Origin of the sequence: Stenotrophomonas sp. CCNWLW57, from assembly GCF_037203925.1 — a bacterium.
GTDB classification, from domain to species: Bacteria; Pseudomonadota; Gammaproteobacteria; order Xanthomonadales; family Xanthomonadaceae; genus Stenotrophomonas; species Stenotrophomonas rhizophila_A.
Genome location: NZ_JBBCBJ010000006.1, coordinates 157,475 through 173,215 on the forward strand (window position 1 = coordinate 157,475; position 15,741 = coordinate 173,215).

Sequence of the window (15,741 nt, forward strand, 5' to 3'; positions counted from 1 at the left end):
GGGAGTTTTGCCATGGGGAAGGTGAGTTCCAAGGGCGGCAGCCGGCCGGCTACCGCCGGTGATCTTCAAATGGAGCAGGCATTACGACAGGAGTTGGAGCAACTCTCGGTTCCTGTCTTGCAGCGCGGCAATGCTTCTCACGAGTACCTGTATCTGGCCTTTCTCGATGGCACTGGTCAGGACCTCAACAAAACCCGACTGGGGGCACCAACTACAGTTGGACTGTTATTTGAACAAGCAGATCGTCTGGAGAAGGACGCAGGAAATCGAATCGGCTCCCACTACTCGCAAGGCATCGGGACCCAGAGCAATGCCGTTGGCCGGGCGTTCGACGGTTTGATTGCGTACTCATGGGAGGATGGAATAAAGAGCGCGTATCGCGACCTTGCAGTTCAGGCTAGTGCTTGGGTCAACAATGATCCTCAAGCCGAAATCCGCGTTGTTGGCATCGGCTACAGCCGTGGCGCGGTACAGACGGCGGGCCTGCTCCGGTTGATTGATGAGTACGGCATCGTTCCTGAAGAAGGCCTTGGGTTTGGCCATGACAGGAACGGCAACATCAGCGTCATCAGCCGGTTACCACCGCTGGTGCCGCCAGGCCAGGCCGCACAGGCCACCCTGCTGCTGGATCCAGTGGCGACCAACATGCCCGCCAACTTCGACGCGCGCCTGCCACCGAGCGTGATCTCGCGCGTGGCGATCATGGCCGCCCATGAGCAGCGCGAGCTGTTTCCGCACCAGGCCATCAACGATCCCGGGATGACGCCGGATGGGCGCGCGATCAACGTCGCCGCGCCAGGTGGCCATTCCAACGTGGGCGGCGGGAACCGCGATGCAGGCCTGGAGATCCTGACCGGCAATGCCGCCATCGATTATCTGAACACGTTGCGGGACCAGCCGCTGTTCGAGAAGCGCGCCGTGCCGATGGACCTCGATACGATGACGCTGTACCAGGCCGGCGGCGCGACCGCGCTGTATGGCTTGAAGATCGACCGCGACGGCGAGCGCAATCTGCGTGATGCACTGGCCAACTGCAAGATCGTCGATCCGTGCAACGACTCCGAGCCGATTGACCAGGCGCTGGCGGCGCGGTTCGAACACCGTTCCATCCAGCCCGATCCGGTGGAACAGGCGCAGCTTCAGGCGCTGGTGGAGCTGGCCGCGCAGCGCGATCAGCGGAAGGCGCCGGACGTCCCCGGGCACGTGGACAACCCCACGCTGGCCCGCATCCGGGAAGGCGTGCAGACCGCCGAGGACAAGGGGCAGGTCAGCTTCGCGAACGGGCTGGAACGGGAACAGTTCTGCCGCTCGGCGCTGGCCTGCGCCATGGATAACCGGGAAACACGCCAGGCGTTGTATCCCGGCAGCAACGCCGGCCCGCTGCAGAAGAGCGAGATCTCCCGCGTCGATGACGTTGTCTTCGGGTCTAAGGGCTACGCCTTCCTTGTCCAGCACGGGAGCGGACCGCACGACCAGCAGCGGGTGCCGTTTGATATCGAACTGGCCAAGCAGACGCCGGTAGCGGTGTCGGACCAGAAACTGGAGGCTGCCGCCAGTGAGATCGAGCAGCAGCAGGCATTTCAGTTGCAGCACGCCGCCCCGCAGCAGGCCCCGGAGCCAGCGCTGGGCGGGTTTGCGCGGTAACCAACGTAGGGACACGCCATGCGTGTCCGCGCCGGCCCGGCCTGCGTGTCAGCGCCGCCAGATACGCAGCCGGTTGTTGGCCGGCATCGCCACATCGTCAACCAGCCGCAAGCCCTGCGCTGCGGCCAGCGCATCCACCGCTTCGGCATCCCGGATGCCCGACGCCGGGTCCCGCGCCTTCAGCCACCCATCAAATTCCCGGTTGCTTTCGCTGCTGTAGTTACCGTTGTAATTGAATGGGCCATACACGCACAGCAGCGCATCGTCGGCCATCACCGCCGGCAGCCCGGCGAATAGTGCCTGCACGTGCGGCCAGCTCATGATGTGCAGGGTGTTGGCGCTGAACACCGCACCGAAACCCAGCGGGGCCTCCGGCAGTGGGGCCAGGCCCGGCACCGGCGCCAACACCGCCTGCAGCGGCCACGGCGCCGGTGCGTTGGGCAGCCCCGCCTCGGCCAGGCGCTCGGCGATACCCGGCAGGTAGTCCGGATGGTCGCTGGCCTGCCACTGCAGGTGCGGCAGCTGGGCGGCGAAGTATTCGGCATGCTGGCCGGTGCCGCTGCCGATCTCCAGCACGCGCTGGCGGTCCTGCAGCAGGCGGCGCAGTACCGCCAGGATCGGGTCGCGGTTGCGCTCGCAGGCCTCGGACCAGCGTTGTTGGCTCATGACGTTCGGAAATGTCGGATCAGCGCACATCCAACCATGACCGCAGTCACTTGTGCCAGCACCGGGTCGCAAACGACAGTCGAAGGCTGATCGTTCCCGGGGAATCGAACGCTGTGCAACGCCGTGAGTTTTTGACGCTGTCTGGCATGGGCCTGGCGGGCCTGATGGTGCCGCACGCCCGCCTGATCGCCGCCGAGCAGCTGCTCGAGCCGGCCAACGCGGTCCGCAACAAGGCACTGGCCGAGGCCGCACTGGCTGCCGCCAAACGGGCCGGGGCCAGCTACTGCGACGTCCGCATCGGCCGCTACCTCAACCAGGCGGTGATCACCCGCGAGGCGCGGGTGCAGAACGTCACCAACAGCGAATCGTCCGGGATCGGCATCCGGGTCATCGTCAATGGGGCGTGGGGCTTTGCCGCCACCCACCAGCAGACCCCGGCCGCGATCCTGGCCACGGTGGAGCAGGCCGCCGCCATCGCCCGTGCCAACGCCACCATCCAGACCCGCCCGGTACAGCTGGCGCCGGTCAAGGGGGTGGGCGATGTGAGCTGGAAGACGCCGATCCGCAAGAACGCCATGGCGGTGCCGATCAAGGACAAGGTCGAGCTGCTGCTGAGCCTGAATGCGGCCGCGACCAATGCCGGCGCCGACTTCATCAACTCCACCCTGTTCCTGGTCAACGAGCAGAAGTACTTCGCCTCCAGCGATGGCTCGTTCATCGACCAGGACGTGCACCGCATCTGGCTGCCGTTCACCGCCACCGCCATCGACAAGGGCACCGGCAAGTTCCGTACCCGCGCCGGGCTGTCTTCGCCGATGGGCATGGGCTATGAATTCCTGGATGGCGACGCCAGCGGCAAGATCCAGCTGCCCGGCGGGATCACCGCCTACCGTGACTCGTACGATCCGGTGGAGGATGCCATCGCCGCCGCCCGCCACGCCCGCGAGAAGCTCAAGGCACCGTCGGTCAAGCCGGGCAAGTACGACCTGGTACTGGACCCGTCCAACCTGTTCCTGACCATCCACGAGAACGTCGGCCACCCGCTGGAACTGGACCGCGTGCTCGGCTACGAGGCCAACTACGCCGGCACCAGCTTCGCCACGCTGGACAAGCGCGACGCCGGCTACCGCTGGGGCAGCGAGCGGGTCAACTTCTTTGCCGACAAGACCGCCCCGGGCAGCCTGGGTGCGGTGGGCTACGACGACGAAGGGGTCAAGACCAAGCGCTGGGACCTGGTCAAGGACGGCATCCTCGTCAACTACCAGGCCACCCGCGATGAAGTGCACCTGCTGGGCGAAACCGAATCGCACGGCTGCAGCTACGCCGATTCCTGGTCCAGCGTGCAGTTCCAGCGCATGGCCAACGTGTCGCTGGCACCGGGCAAGACCCCGCTGAGCGTGGCCGACATGATCAAGGACGTGGAGAACGGCATCTACATCCACGGCCGCGGCTCGTATTCCATCGACCAGCAACGCTTCAACGCGCAGTTCGGCGGGCAGCTGTACTTCCAGATCAAGAACGGGCAGATCGCCGGCATGGTCGAAGACGCCGCTTACCAGATCCGCACGCCGGAGTTCTGGAACGCCTGCAGCGCGATCTGCGACGAGCGCGATTTCCGCTTCGGCGGTTCGTTCTTCGATGGCAAGGGCCAGCCCGGCCAGGTCTCGGCGGTGTCGCATGGCTCGGCGACCACGCGTTTCGACGGCATCAACATCATCAACACCGCACGCAGCCTGGGCTGAGCCGCCCGGCCACCGTGCCAAACGTCACTACCGTTGGACCGCCGCGCCCGCAAGAATCGATGCACCGCTGTACCGCTGATCCCGCCTTGTTCCTGCCACCCCCACACCGACGTGGAGAGCTGCCTTGCAAAGACGTGACTTCCTTGCCCTGACCGGGCTTACTGCTGGCGGCCTGATCGTGCCGGCGTTCTTCGGCAAGGTGATTGCCGCCGAGCAGCTGCACAGCACCCTGGACCCGGCGTTGAAGAAGCGCCTGGCCGATGCCGCGCTGGCCGCTGCCCGCCAGGGCGGCGCCACCTACTCCGACGTGCGTATCGGCCGCTACCTGCGCCAGTTCGTGATCACCCGCGAAGACAAGGTGCAGAACGTGGTGAACACCGAATCCACCGGTGTGGGCATCCGCGTGATCGTCAATGGTGCCTGGGGCTTTGCCGCCACCAACCAGCTCAACCCGACCGACGTGGCGCGTGCTGCCCAGCAGGCGGTGGCCATCGCCAAGGCCAACGCCGGCGTGCAGACCGCCAAGGTACAGCTGGCCGCCACGCCCGGCGTGGGCGAGGTGAGCTGGAAGACGCCGATCCGCAAGAACGCGATGGAAGTGCCGATCAAGGAAAAGGTCGACCTGCTGCTGGACGTCAATGCCGCTGCGATGGGCGCCGGCGCCAGCTTCGTCAACTCGATGCTGTTCCTCGTCAACGAGCAGAAGTACTTCGCGTCCACCGATGGCTCCTACATCGACCAGGACGTGCACCGCATCTGGGCGCCGATGACGGTCACCGCCATCGACAAGGCCAGTGGCAAGTTCCGCACCCGCGAAGGCCTGTCCGCGCCGATGGGCATGGGCTACGAATACCTCGATGGCGCCGCGAGCGGCAAGGTGCTCACGCCGAACGGCGTGGTCAACTACGGCTCGTCCTACGACATGAAGGAAGACGCCATCGCGGCGGCCAAGCAGGCGCAGGAGAAGCTGAAGGCGCCGTCGGTCAAGCCGGGCAAGTACGACCTGGTGCTGGACCCCTCGCACACCTGGCTGACCATCCACGAATCGGTCGGCCACCCGCTGGAACTGGACCGCGTGCTGGGCTACGAGGCCAACTACGCCGGCACCAGCTTCGCCACCCTGGACAAGCGCGAACAGCACTTCCAGTACGGCAGCGACCTGGTCAACATCTTCGCCGACAAGACCCAGCCGGGCAGCCTCGGCGCGGTGGCCTACGACGATGAAGGCGTCAACACCAAGCGCTGGGACCTGATCAGCAACGGCAAGCTGGTCGATTACCAGACCATCCGCGACCAGGCCCACATCCTGGGCAAGACCGAATCGGACGGCTGCTGCTATGCCGATTCCTGGTCCAGCGTGCAGTTCCAGCGCATGGCCAACGTGTCGATGGCGCCGGGCAAGACCCCGCTGAGCGTGAGCGACCTGGTCAAGGACGTCGAGAACGGCATCTACATCATCGGCGACGGTTCGTTCTCCATCGACCAGCAGCGCTACAACGCCCAGTTCGGCGGCCAGCTGTTCTATGAAATCAAGAACGGCCAGATCACCCGCATGCTCGAAGACGTGGCCTACCAGATCCGCACGCCGGAGTTCTGGAACGCGTGCAGTGCCGTGGCCGACGAACGCGATTACCGCCTGGGCGGTTCGTTCTTCGACGGCAAGGGCCAGCCGGGCCAGGTTTCGGCGGTCTCGCACGGTTCGTCCACCGCGCGCTTCAACGGCATCAACGTCATCAACACCGCGCGCAGCCTCGGCTGACCGGTCAGGAGCCCTTATTCCATGAGTATCTTCACCGAAGCCCAGGCCAAGGCCATCCTCGACAAGGTCATCGCGCTGTCCAAGGCCGATGAGACCACCGCGGTGCTGGCCGGCTCGATCAACGGCAACATCCGTTTCGCGCTCAACAACGTCTCCACCAGCGGCATCGTCGACAACACCGAACTGGCCGTCACCGTGGCCTTCGGCAAGCGCGTCGGCACCGCCTCGATCAACGAGTTCGACGACGCCGCGCTGGAGCGCGTGGTCCGCCGTGCCGAGGACCTGGCCCGCCTGGCCCCGGAAAACCCGGAGTTCCTGCCGGCCATCGGCAAGCAGACCTACACCGCCAGCCCGACCTTCAGCGAATCCACCGCCGCCATCGACCCGGCGTTCCGCGCCAAGGTCGCCGCCGATTCGATCGCGCCCTGCCGTGGCAACGGCCTGATCGCCGCCGGCTTCCTGGAAGATGGCCAGGGTTTCCAGGCCACCGCCAACAGCAACGGCAACTTCGGCTACCAGCGCACCACCAACTTCGACTACACCTGCACGGTGCGCACCGAAGACGGGCGCGGCTCGGGCTGGGTGGGCCGCAACCTGAAGGACGCCGCCGACTTCAAGGCCGACCAGGACGTGCGCATCGCCATGCGCAAGGCCACCGAATCGTCCGAAGCCAAGGCGCTGGAGCCGGGCAAGTACACCGTGATCCTGGAACCGGCGGCCGCTGCCGGCCTGATCAGCTTCATGATGAACTTCTTCGATGCGCGCTCGGCCGATGAAGGCCGCAGCTTCCTGTCCAAGAAGGGTGGCGGCAACAAGCTGGGCGAGCAGGTCTACGACCCGCGCGTGAACATGTACGCCGACCCGTGGCACCCCGAGGCACCGGTGCTGCCGTGGGACCAGCAGGGCCTGCCGCGCAACAAGCTGGCCATCATCGAGAACGGCAAGGTCGCCAACCTGGATTACTCGCGCTTCTGGGCGCAGAAGCAGGGCAAGACCGCCAACGCCACTCCGGGCAACCTGCTCATGAGCGGCGGCGACAAGAGCACTGCCGAGCTGGTCCGCGGCACCCAGAAGGGCATCCTGGTCACCCGTACCTGGTACATCCGCATGGTCGATCCGCAGACCGTGCTGCTCACTGGCCTGACCCGCGACGGCACCTTCTATATCGAAAACGGCCAGATCAAGTACCCGGTGAAGAACTTCCGCTTCAACGAATCGCCGGTGATCATGCTCAACAACATTGAAGAGCTGGGCAAGCCGGTACGCGTGGCCGGTGACGAATCCAGCTTCGTGATGATGATCCCGCCGATGAAGCTGCGCGATTTCACCTTCACCTCGCTGTCCGACGCGGTCTGATGGCGCGCGTGCGGCAATGAACCGCGCGCAGTTCCTGCGGTTGATGATTGGCGGGGCCGCCCTGGCGGCCCTGCCCTCGTTCGCCCGCGCGCAGGCCGGGCGTTACGACTTCTGGTTCACCCGGCTCAAGTACGACTCCGGCGACTGGGACGTGGACGCGCGCATGCCGTCCAACCTGATCACCTCGCTGATCGACTACACCACGCTGCGGGTGGACCCGACCGAGCATGTGGTGGCACTGTCCGACCCGCGCATGCTGGAAGCCCCGTTCTGCTACCTGGCCGGGCACAAGCTGGTGGAGTTCAACGCCGCCGAGCGGCAGAACTTCGTGCGCTATGTGCGCAACGGCGGCTTCGTGTTCGTGGATGACTGCAACCACGATATCGATGGATTGTTCGCCAAATCGTTCGAAGCGCAGATGGCCAAGCTGTTCGGGCCGGCCGCGCTGAAGAAACTGCCCAATACGCATGCGCTGTATCGAAGCTTCTTCAGGTTCCCGGACGGGCCCCCGGCCACCGGCTTCGAGCTCAATGGCTGGGGCGATGACCTTGTGCACGATTACCTCAAGGGGATCGAGGTCGATGGCCGGCTGGGCGTGCTTTACAGCAATAAAGACTACGGCTGCGAGTGGGATTACGACTGGCGCAACAAGCGCTTCCTGGCCGAGGACAACACCCGGTTCGGCGTGAACATCGTGATGTATGCGTTGAACAACTAGGTTTCGCTGATTTCTTCAGCCACGCAGGGCGTGGCTCTACATTCATTGCTGCGAGCGTGCCATGCAAAACGATAGCCCCATTGACGCCCTTCTCTCCAAGCTGCAGCCCCTGCGCGATGCGCTGGGCACGGCCGTGGTGGGCCAGCATGATGTGGTGGAGCAGCTGCTGATCGGCCTGCTGGCCGGTGGCCATGTGCTGCTGGAAGGCGCGCCAGGGTTGGGCAAGACCCTGCTGGTACGTTCGCTCGGGCAGGCGCTGGAGCTGCAGTTCCGGCGCGTGCAGTTCACCCCGGACCTGATGCCCAGCGACATCCTGGGCACCGAGCTGCTGGAAGAAGACCACGGCACCGGCCACCGCCATTTCCGTTTCCAGCAGGGCCCGATCTTCACCCACCTGCTGCTGGCCGACGAGCTCAACCGCACCCCGCCCAAGACCCAGGCGGCGCTGCTGGAAGCCATGCAGGAACGCACCGTCAGCTACGCCGGCACCACCTACCCGTTGCCGGCGCCGTTCTTCGTGCTGGCCACGCAGAACCCGATCGAGCAGGCCGGCACCTACCCGCTGCCGGAAGCCCAGCTTGACCGGTTCCTGCTGCACGTGCGGGTGGACTACCCCACCGAGCAGGAAGAGCGCGACATCCTGGTGCAGACCACCGGCAGCAGCAGTGGCACCGTTCCCAAGGTGATGCACGCCGAGGATGTGCTGGCCCTGCAGGCGGCGGTACGGCAGGTGCATGTGAGCGATGACGTCCTGGGCTGGATCACCCGCCTGGTGCGTGCCAGCCGTCCGGGTGCCGGTGCGCCGGATGCGGTAAACCATTGGATCAAGTGGGGCGCCGGCCCACGTGCCGGGCAGTCGCTGGTGCTGGCGGCCAAGGCCCGCGCGTTGCTGCAGGGGCGTTTCGCGGCCACCCGCGACGACGTGCAGGCGTTGATCGCGCCGGTGATGCGCCACCGCCTGCTGCTCTCGTTCGCCGCCGAAGCCGAGCAGAAGGGCGCCGACGATGTGATCGCCGCGCTGCTGCAGGCCGTGCCCTTCCCCGCCTGAGCCTTCCGTGAGCCCGCACGCCCCAATCGCCATCCCCGCCGATGTCCGCAGCCGCCTGAAGGCGCTGCGGCTGTTGCCGCGGCGTGCGATTGGCGCGCAGGGCATCGGCCAGCATGCCAGCCGCAGCCGTGGCGCTGGTTTGGAATTCGCGCAGTACCGTGCCTACGAGCCCGGTGACGAACTGCGCCAGATCGACTGGAAGCTGTACGCCCGCTCGGACCGCTTCTTCGTGCGCGAGTCCGAGCGCGAAAGTCCGGTCACGATCTGGATCCTCGTCGATGCCACGGCATCGGCCGGGCAGGCCGACCGTGCACGCCCCGCGCTGCCGCGGCTGGACCATGCCTGCGCCACCGCGGCCTGCATCGTGGAACTGGCGCTGCAGCAGGGGGACCGCTTCGGCCTGGTCGCCATCAACGGCGACGGCGTGCAGCTGGTGCCAGCCGGTAGTGGTGCGCGCCAGCGCGACCGCATCCACCTGCTGCTGCACCGCCTGCGTGCGCGTGGCGCATGGCCCGCTGCGGACGCACTGCGCCCGGTCTGGGAACGCGTACAGGCCAACGACATGCTGGTGGCGCTGGGGGATGGCTTCGACGACGCCGGCACCGTGCTGCTGGAGCGGTTGGCCGCCGCCCGCCGCGATGTGGTGCAACTGCAGATCCTGACCGCCGACGAGCGTGATTTCCCGTTCCAGGACGGCCACCGCTTTCGCGATCCGGAAACGGGTGAAGAGCTGCTGGGTGATGGCCGCGCGATCCGCGACGCGTACCTGGCCCGCTTCGCCGAGGCGCAGCGCGTGCTGCAGGCACGGTTGCAGCGCGGCGGCATTGCCCATGTGGTGACCCATACCGACCAGCCGCTGGACGCGCCGCTGCGGCTGCTGGCGGGGAGCGCGCGATGAGCCTGTCGCTGCTGTTCCCGCTGGGCCTGCTGGCGTTGGCGTCACTGCTGGTGCCGTTGCTGATCCATCTGGCGCGCCGCCACCAGTACGCGCCGCTGGAGTTCGCCGCGCTGCGCTGGCTGCGCGCGAAGGCCCGCCCGCGCCAGCGGATCCGCGTCGACGAATGGCCGCTGCTGCTGGTGCGCCTGTTGCTGCTTGCCGCGCTGGCCGTACTGCTGGCCCGGCCGCTGCTGCACGGCGCGCCGGTGCAGACGTCGCCATGGGTGGTGGTGGCGCCGGGACTGAGCCCGCCGACGCTGCCCGCAGGCAGCGAGGGTCGCTGGCTGGCGCCCGGGTTCCCGCCGCTGCGGGACGCGGCGCCGGCCGGCCAGCAGCCGGTTTCCAGCCTGCTGCGTGAGCTGGATCAAACCCTGCCTGAGGGAACGGCATTAACGGTGTACGTCCCCGATCCGATGCGCGGGCTCGACGGCGAGCGGCCACGGTTGTCGCGTGCGGTGAACTGGCGGCCGGTGGCGATGCCGGTGGCCGCACCCGTGCAGGACACCGCGCCGCAGCTGCGCGTCAGCGGCGACGACCAGGATCCGTCCGAACGGGGCGTGCTCGATGCCCTGCAGCGCGCGTGGAGCGGGCAGCCGCTGTCGGCGCCGCTCGCCACCGATGCCGTGCCGGAACAAGGTCAGGTCGGCGTGTGGCTGGTCGATGCGCCACTGCCGCCCGCTTGGCAGGCCTGGGTGCACGATGGCGGCAGCGTGTTGGCTGTGTCGACCAAAGCGGCCACCGGTACCGGTACGACGGTGCTGCAGGATGCCAGCGGCAAGGCAGCGGTCATGCGCCATGCGCTCGGTCGCGGACAGGTGCTGCGTTTTACAGCCGCGCTGTCACCCGATGCACTTCCGATCGTGCGCGAACCTTCGTTCCCGCGCCGCCTGCTGGAGCAGTTGCGGCCGCTGCCGTCGCCGCAACTGGCGCCGGCTGCCGTGCAGGCGCCGCTGACCGGTGCCAGCCCGCCGCTGGCACAGCCGCGTGAACTGGCGGCCTGGCTGCTGGCGGTGATCGTGCTGCTGTTCGCCCTGGAGCGTTGGATGGCCACCGCACCGCGACGTGGGGCAAGCGCATGAAACGCGTTCACCAGGCATGGCAGCGCGCGCGGCGCCGGCGGTGGTGGATCACCGCATTGCTGCTGGTGCCGCTGGCGCTGGCCCTTACCGCCATCGCCGCGCGCGTAGCGGGCATCAACATCGGCTCCATCGTGCTGCTGGCAACCCTGCTGGTCGTCGCGGGTGCCGCCACCTGGCGCGCGCGACGACTGGACCGGCACTGGCTGGTGCGCCAGCTGGACACGCATGCCATCGCGCAGGACAGCGCCGATCTGCTGTTCGCCGATACCGCCGCACTCAATCCCCTGCAGCAACGCCAGCAGGCGCGCATCACCGCCGCGCTGCAGGCCGCGCCGCCGGACCTGCGCGCCGCCTGGCCGAAGCGCTGGCTGGCCGTGTCGTGGTGTGGCGGAATGCTGGTGGCCGTGCTCGCCGCAGGCTGGCCTGTACCGGGCGCACCGGTGCCGGGCCTTCCCGGCCGTGCCCCGCCTCCCGCCAGCCCGGCCCAACCGCCCAGCCTGCAGTCCTCCCGGCTGCAGATCCAGGCACCGGCCTACACCGGCCAGGCCCTGCGCACCCAGACCGCACTGGACGCCAAGGTAGTGCAGGGCAGTGCACTGGACTGGTCGCTGCGTTTCAGCGCACAGCCCACGCAGGCCGCATTGCAGCTGCACGACGGCACCCGCATCGCGCTGCGCCGCGATGGTGAGGCGTGGGTGGCGCAGTGGAAGGCGGCCAGGCCCACGCTGTACCGCATCGTCACCGAGCCGGCGCTGACCGCACCCAAGCTGTATCGCCTGGATGTGGTGCCCGACCGCCCGCCGAGTGTCCGCGTGATCGCACCGGACCGCACCCTGGTCCTGGCCACGCCCGGCCAGCGCCAATGGACCCTGCAGTTCGAGGCCAGCGATGACTTCGGTGTGGCGGCAAGCGCCGAACTGCACCTGACCCTGGCCCAGGGCAGCGGGGAGAACATCACCTTCCGTGAGCAGCGCATCGCGCTGGCCGGCACCGGCCCGGCCACCCAGCGCCGCTTCGCGCGCACGCTGGACCTGGCTGCACTCGGCGCCGGACCCGGCAACGATGTGATCGCGCAGCTGCAGGTGCGCGACAACCGCACGCCCACCGCGCAGACCGCGCAAAGCACCAGCCTGATCCTGCGCCTGCCCAGCGAAGAACAGGTACTGGGCACGGATATGGAGGGCATGGTCAAGAAAACCCTGCCAGCCTACTTCCGCAGCCAGCGCCAGATCATCATCGACGCCGAAGCACTGATCAAACTGCGCCGCCAGCTGCCGGCCGACGAATTCGTGAAGCGCTCCGATGCGATCGGTGTGGACCAGCGCATTCTGCGCCTGCGCTATGGGCAGTTCCTGGGTGAGGAAAGCGAAGGGGGCGCCAAGCCGCCGCCGACCAGTGACAGCCTGCCCACCAGCGACGTGCCTGCCGACGGTCATGCTGACGAGCACGATCACGAGACTGCCACTGCCCAGACGGGTCATGACGACCACGACCATGCCCCGGCCAAGGCCGACGGCGCGCCGACATTCGGCGCCGCCACCGACGTGCTCTCCGAGTACGGCCACACCCACGACCATGCCGAAGCCGCCACCCTGCTCGATCCGCAGACCCGCGCGATCCTGAAGGCCGCACTGGACCAGATGTGGTCGTCGGAAGGTGAACTGCGCCAGGGCCACCCCGAGCGCGCACTGCCGTTCGCCAACAAGGCACTGGCCTTCATCAAGCAGGTGCAGCAGGCCGAGCGCATCTATCTGGCCCGGGTCGGGCCCGAGCTGCCGCCCATCGACGAAAGTCGCCGCATGACCGGCGACCGCACCGATCTCGGCAGCCGCTCCTCCACCATTACCCCCGTGGACGCACCCGATCCCGCCATCGTGGCGGTCTGGCAGCAGTTGGCCGACACCCGCAGCCCACCGGACCTCGACGCGCTGAGCCAGTGGCTGGGCCGCCATCAATCGCGACTGACCGACCCCCTCAGTCTTGCGGCGGCAGTCGAAGAACTGCGCCTCGCACCAGACTGTGCATCCTGCCGCACCACATTGCGCGCACAACTGTGGCGCGCGTTGCAGCGACCATTGCCGCAGTTGGAACGCCGCAGCGCACCGGACCCGATGGCGCAGCGCTACCTGGACGCACTGGAGGGCACGCGATGAGCATGGCCCCATGGATCGCCATCGCCCTGGCCCTGATCACCATCGCAGGCAGCGTACGCATCCTCCGCGTGGAGCCACGCCGCGCATGGCTGCCTTCACCCGGACCCGCCGCATTGCTCGCGTTGCAGGCACTGTCCGCCCTCCTGCTCTACTTCACCCTCGTACCACCACAGCGCAGCGTGGAAGCCGGCCAGCTCACCGTACTGACCGGCAATGCCGCATCGGCAGGCACCGTGCCCGCCGGTGCAAACATGATCGCGCTGCCCGAGGCAACGCCCAATGCAGGCGCCGTACGTGCCCCCGATCTGGCCACCGCGTTGCGCCAGCATCCGGGCAGCACCTCGCTGCTGCTGGTCGGCGATGGACTGTCCGCGCGCGATCGCGATACCGCGTTGCCGCTGCGGGTAACGGTGCAATCCCCTGCCGCGCCCCGCGGTTGGCTGGATCTCCAGCCGCCGTCGGTCACCGCACCCGGCGCGCTGTTCGAGGTTGCCGCACGTGCCGGCGGTGTCGACGGGGCGCGGGCCGAACTGCTCGACCCGGCTGGCATGGTGGTCGACCGCGCACCGCTGGACGCGCAGGGCAATGTGCGCCTGCACGGCAGCGCGCGCGCCGCAGGGCGCAGTGAATTCACCCTGCGCCTGCTCGACGCCAAGCAGCACGCGGTGGACAGCCTTCCGGTGCCGCAGCAGACCGTGGCCGCAGCCCCACCGCGCGTGCTGATCCTCGCCGGCGCACCCGGCCCGGAACTGAAGTACCTGCGTCGCTGGGCCAGCGATACCCGCCTGGCCGTGCAGGCCCAGGCCAACGCCGGTGGCGGGGTGATGCTGGGCGATGCGCCGGTTGCCCTGAGCACGGCACGTCTGGCCGCAACCGACGTGCTGGTGCTCGACGAACGCAGTCTGGCGGCACTGAGTGCGGCGCAACGCACGCTGGTGCAGCAGGCACTGCGCGATGGGCTGGGCGTGGTGGTGCGCAGCAGCGGCCCGCTCAACGACGCTACCCGCCAGGCGCTGCGCAATTGGGGCCTGCCGGTGAGCGCCGGCACCCGCGCAGCACCGCTGCAGCTGCCGGCCGATCCGGAAGCGGCGCTGCTACGGGCACGGCGCGGCCCGCAGCGCCCGTCCACCGACAGCACCGCGTGGATGGACGAAGCCGACGCCGCATCAGATAGCGCCACGCCGCCCGCGCTGGAGCGGTTCGACGCGGGGGTGACCGATTCAGAGGCGTTGCTGCTCGACGCCAAGGGCAACGCCGTGGGCGGCTGGCGCAGCGTCGGTCGCGGCCGCATCGCCCTGCTCCCGGTTACCGACAGCTACCGGCTGGTCCTGTCCGGCCGCGACGACCGCTACGCCGAGCTGTGGTCGGGCGTGTTGTCCAAGGTCGCGCGCGCGCTGCCGGGTGCGCCTGCCATCCGCCTGCAGACAGCAACGCCCTGGTCGGGCGAGCGCGTGACCCTGTGCGAGGTACCCAACGGCACCCGCGTCCGCGACGCCGAAGGCCATACGGTCGCCCTGCAGGTCGATCCGGCCAGCGGCAGCCAGCAGTGCGCCGGCTACTGGCCGCAGCAGCCCGGGTGGCACCAGCTCCAGCACGGCGACACCGTGCAGGCGTTCTACGTATTCGACCCGGCCACCGCGCAACCGCTGTACCGCCAGCAGCTGCGCGCCGCCACTGCGAATCGCCTGGCTGAAACGAATGCCACCTCGAGCGGAACGCCCGACAGCGTCCCCGGCCCGCGCTGGCCGTGGCTCCTCGCCTTCATCGCCGTCGCCGGCATGATGTGGTGGCTCGAGCGGCGTCGACGGCCCGCCTCAGGTTGAACGCTTCCAGTCAGAAGCAGCGGGCGCCAACGAGATGATCCGCACATCGTTACCTTCGCGCGTGTATACAAGAAGATGGCGCGTGCTTCTGCATACGTAGAGGCGTGTGCCCTTTAGAGGTCCCTGTCGCCAAGTGGCCACGCCGTCCAGGGCATCAGCCTCCTGCTCCATGTTCGCGTCCGCTTCCAACGAGGCGCGGTAGATCGCAGGATCTTCGTAGTCCATCGCGCGGGCGAATGCCGCATCAAGAAGTCGCTGGCGATCCTCCAGTGCCGAAGGTGTCCACAGGACGCTCACCTCTTCCGGTCCTTCCGCCTCATCATTTCATCCAGCTGGGCCAGGTGCCTGGCTTTGATGTCGTCCATGTGCGCCTTTGCGTCCGCGCTCGAAAGCGGCGGCCGGGTGTCAGCCAGCGCCTTTGCTGCACCTTCGCGCAGAAACTCGGCATACGCCGCGTCCTCATGGCTTTGCTTCAGCGCTGCAGTCCGATCCGGTCGCCGACGCCGTTCCTCGGGTTCGGAATAGCCACTTGCATCAACGTGGTACCGGTTGATGCCGAGCTCTCTGCGAAGCACGCGTACGGCGGCATCGAGTCCAGCGAACAGCCGGGTGGCCCCAGCCTTGGTGGCCAGTGCACGTTCTCCGATCCCAAGTTTGAACGTGACGGCATATCCGCCAGCCTGACCCACCAAGAGGGTGTCGTGAACACTGCCGGCAGCGGCAAGTTCCCTCGCGGTGGCGAGTTGTACTGTCTGCATCATGCCAGCCTCCCAATTAATCATTACTTGGGAATAATACAACCATTGCTCATGAACT

The 15,741-nt window shown here is 67.6% G+C and carries 13 protein-coding genes; 10 read left to right on the plus strand and 3 right to left on the minus strand.

All coding sequences use genetic code 11. The features are described 5' to 3' along the window. Positions 1–12: 12 nt before the first annotated feature. A complete protein-coding gene (locus V9K91_RS15430; RefSeq protein ID WP_095362454.1) occupies positions 13–1,644 on the plus strand; it encodes a DUF2235 domain-containing protein in 1,632 nt (543 codons plus the stop codon). 48 nt (positions 1,645–1,692) lie between these two features. Here V9K91_RS15430 and V9K91_RS15435 read toward each other — a convergent pair whose 3' ends face one another. Next, on the minus strand, positions 1,693–2,310 hold the full coding sequence (locus V9K91_RS15435) for a DUF938 domain-containing protein (RefSeq protein WP_095362453.1): 618 nt from the start codon (positions 2,308–2,310) through the stop codon (positions 1,693–1,695). 113 nt (positions 2,311–2,423) lie between these two features. Between V9K91_RS15435 and V9K91_RS15440 the strand changes: the two genes are divergently transcribed. The 9 genes from V9K91_RS15440 (at position 2,424) to V9K91_RS15480 (ending at position 14,925) form a co-directional block, all read left to right on the plus strand. Beyond that, a complete protein-coding gene (locus tag V9K91_RS15440) occupies positions 2,424–4,052 on the plus strand; it encodes a TldD/PmbA family protein (RefSeq protein ID WP_176472566.1) in 1,629 nt (542 codons plus the stop codon). A 124-nt stretch (positions 4,053–4,176) separates the two neighbouring features. Beyond that, complete coding sequence (locus V9K91_RS15445) at positions 4,177–5,811, plus strand: TldD/PmbA family protein (RefSeq protein WP_095362452.1); 1,635 nt, start codon at positions 4,177–4,179, stop codon at positions 5,809–5,811. Between the two features lie 21 nt (positions 5,812–5,832). Beyond that, positions 5,833–7,167, plus strand: coding sequence for a TldD/PmbA family protein (locus V9K91_RS15450; protein WP_068848200.1), 1,335 nt, complete (start codon positions 5,833–5,835; stop codon positions 7,165–7,167). Between the two features lie 16 nt (positions 7,168–7,183). Then, entirely contained in the window at positions 7,184–7,885 is a 702-nt protein-coding gene (locus V9K91_RS15455) for a DUF4159 domain-containing protein (protein WP_095362450.1), read from the plus strand. Positions 7,886–7,946: 61 nt separating this feature from the next. Further along, positions 7,947–8,933, plus strand: a complete 987-nt coding sequence (locus V9K91_RS15460) for a MoxR family ATPase (protein WP_093535311.1) — start codon at positions 7,947–7,949, stop codon at positions 8,931–8,933. A 7-nt stretch (positions 8,934–8,940) separates the two neighbouring features. After that, a complete protein-coding gene (locus tag V9K91_RS15465) occupies positions 8,941–9,831 on the plus strand; it encodes a DUF58 domain-containing protein (protein ID WP_336443620.1) in 891 nt (296 codons plus the stop codon). After that, on the plus strand, positions 9,828–10,949 hold the full coding sequence (locus V9K91_RS15470; RefSeq protein ID WP_306990229.1) for a BatA domain-containing protein: 1,122 nt from the start codon (positions 9,828–9,830) through the stop codon (positions 10,947–10,949). Before V9K91_RS15465 ends, V9K91_RS15470 begins: the two co-directional genes overlap by 4 nt. After that, complete coding sequence (locus tag V9K91_RS15475) at positions 10,946–13,102, plus strand: hypothetical protein (protein WP_095362636.1); 2,157 nt, start codon at positions 10,946–10,948, stop codon at positions 13,100–13,102. The genes V9K91_RS15470 and V9K91_RS15475 overlap by 4 nt, the downstream gene beginning before the upstream one ends. Next, positions 13,099–14,925 (plus strand): hypothetical protein, encoded by a 1,827-nt coding sequence (locus V9K91_RS15480; protein WP_306990232.1) that lies wholly within the window; start codon positions 13,099–13,101, stop codon positions 14,923–14,925. Before V9K91_RS15475 ends, V9K91_RS15480 begins: the two co-directional genes overlap by 4 nt. On the opposite strand, the gene V9K91_RS15485 is transcribed toward V9K91_RS15480, so the two are convergent. Both V9K91_RS15485 and V9K91_RS15490 read right to left on the minus strand, forming a co-directional pair. Further along, entirely contained in the window at positions 14,917–15,222 is a 306-nt protein-coding gene (locus V9K91_RS15485) for a type II toxin-antitoxin system RelE/ParE family toxin (protein WP_068848189.1), read from the minus strand. The genes V9K91_RS15480 and V9K91_RS15485 overlap by 9 nt on opposite strands. Further along, positions 15,219–15,686, minus strand: coding sequence for a hypothetical protein (locus V9K91_RS15490; RefSeq protein WP_068848187.1), 468 nt, complete (start codon positions 15,684–15,686; stop codon positions 15,219–15,221). The genes V9K91_RS15485 and V9K91_RS15490 overlap by 4 nt, the downstream gene beginning before the upstream one ends. Between the last annotated feature and the right edge of the window lie 55 nt (positions 15,687–15,741).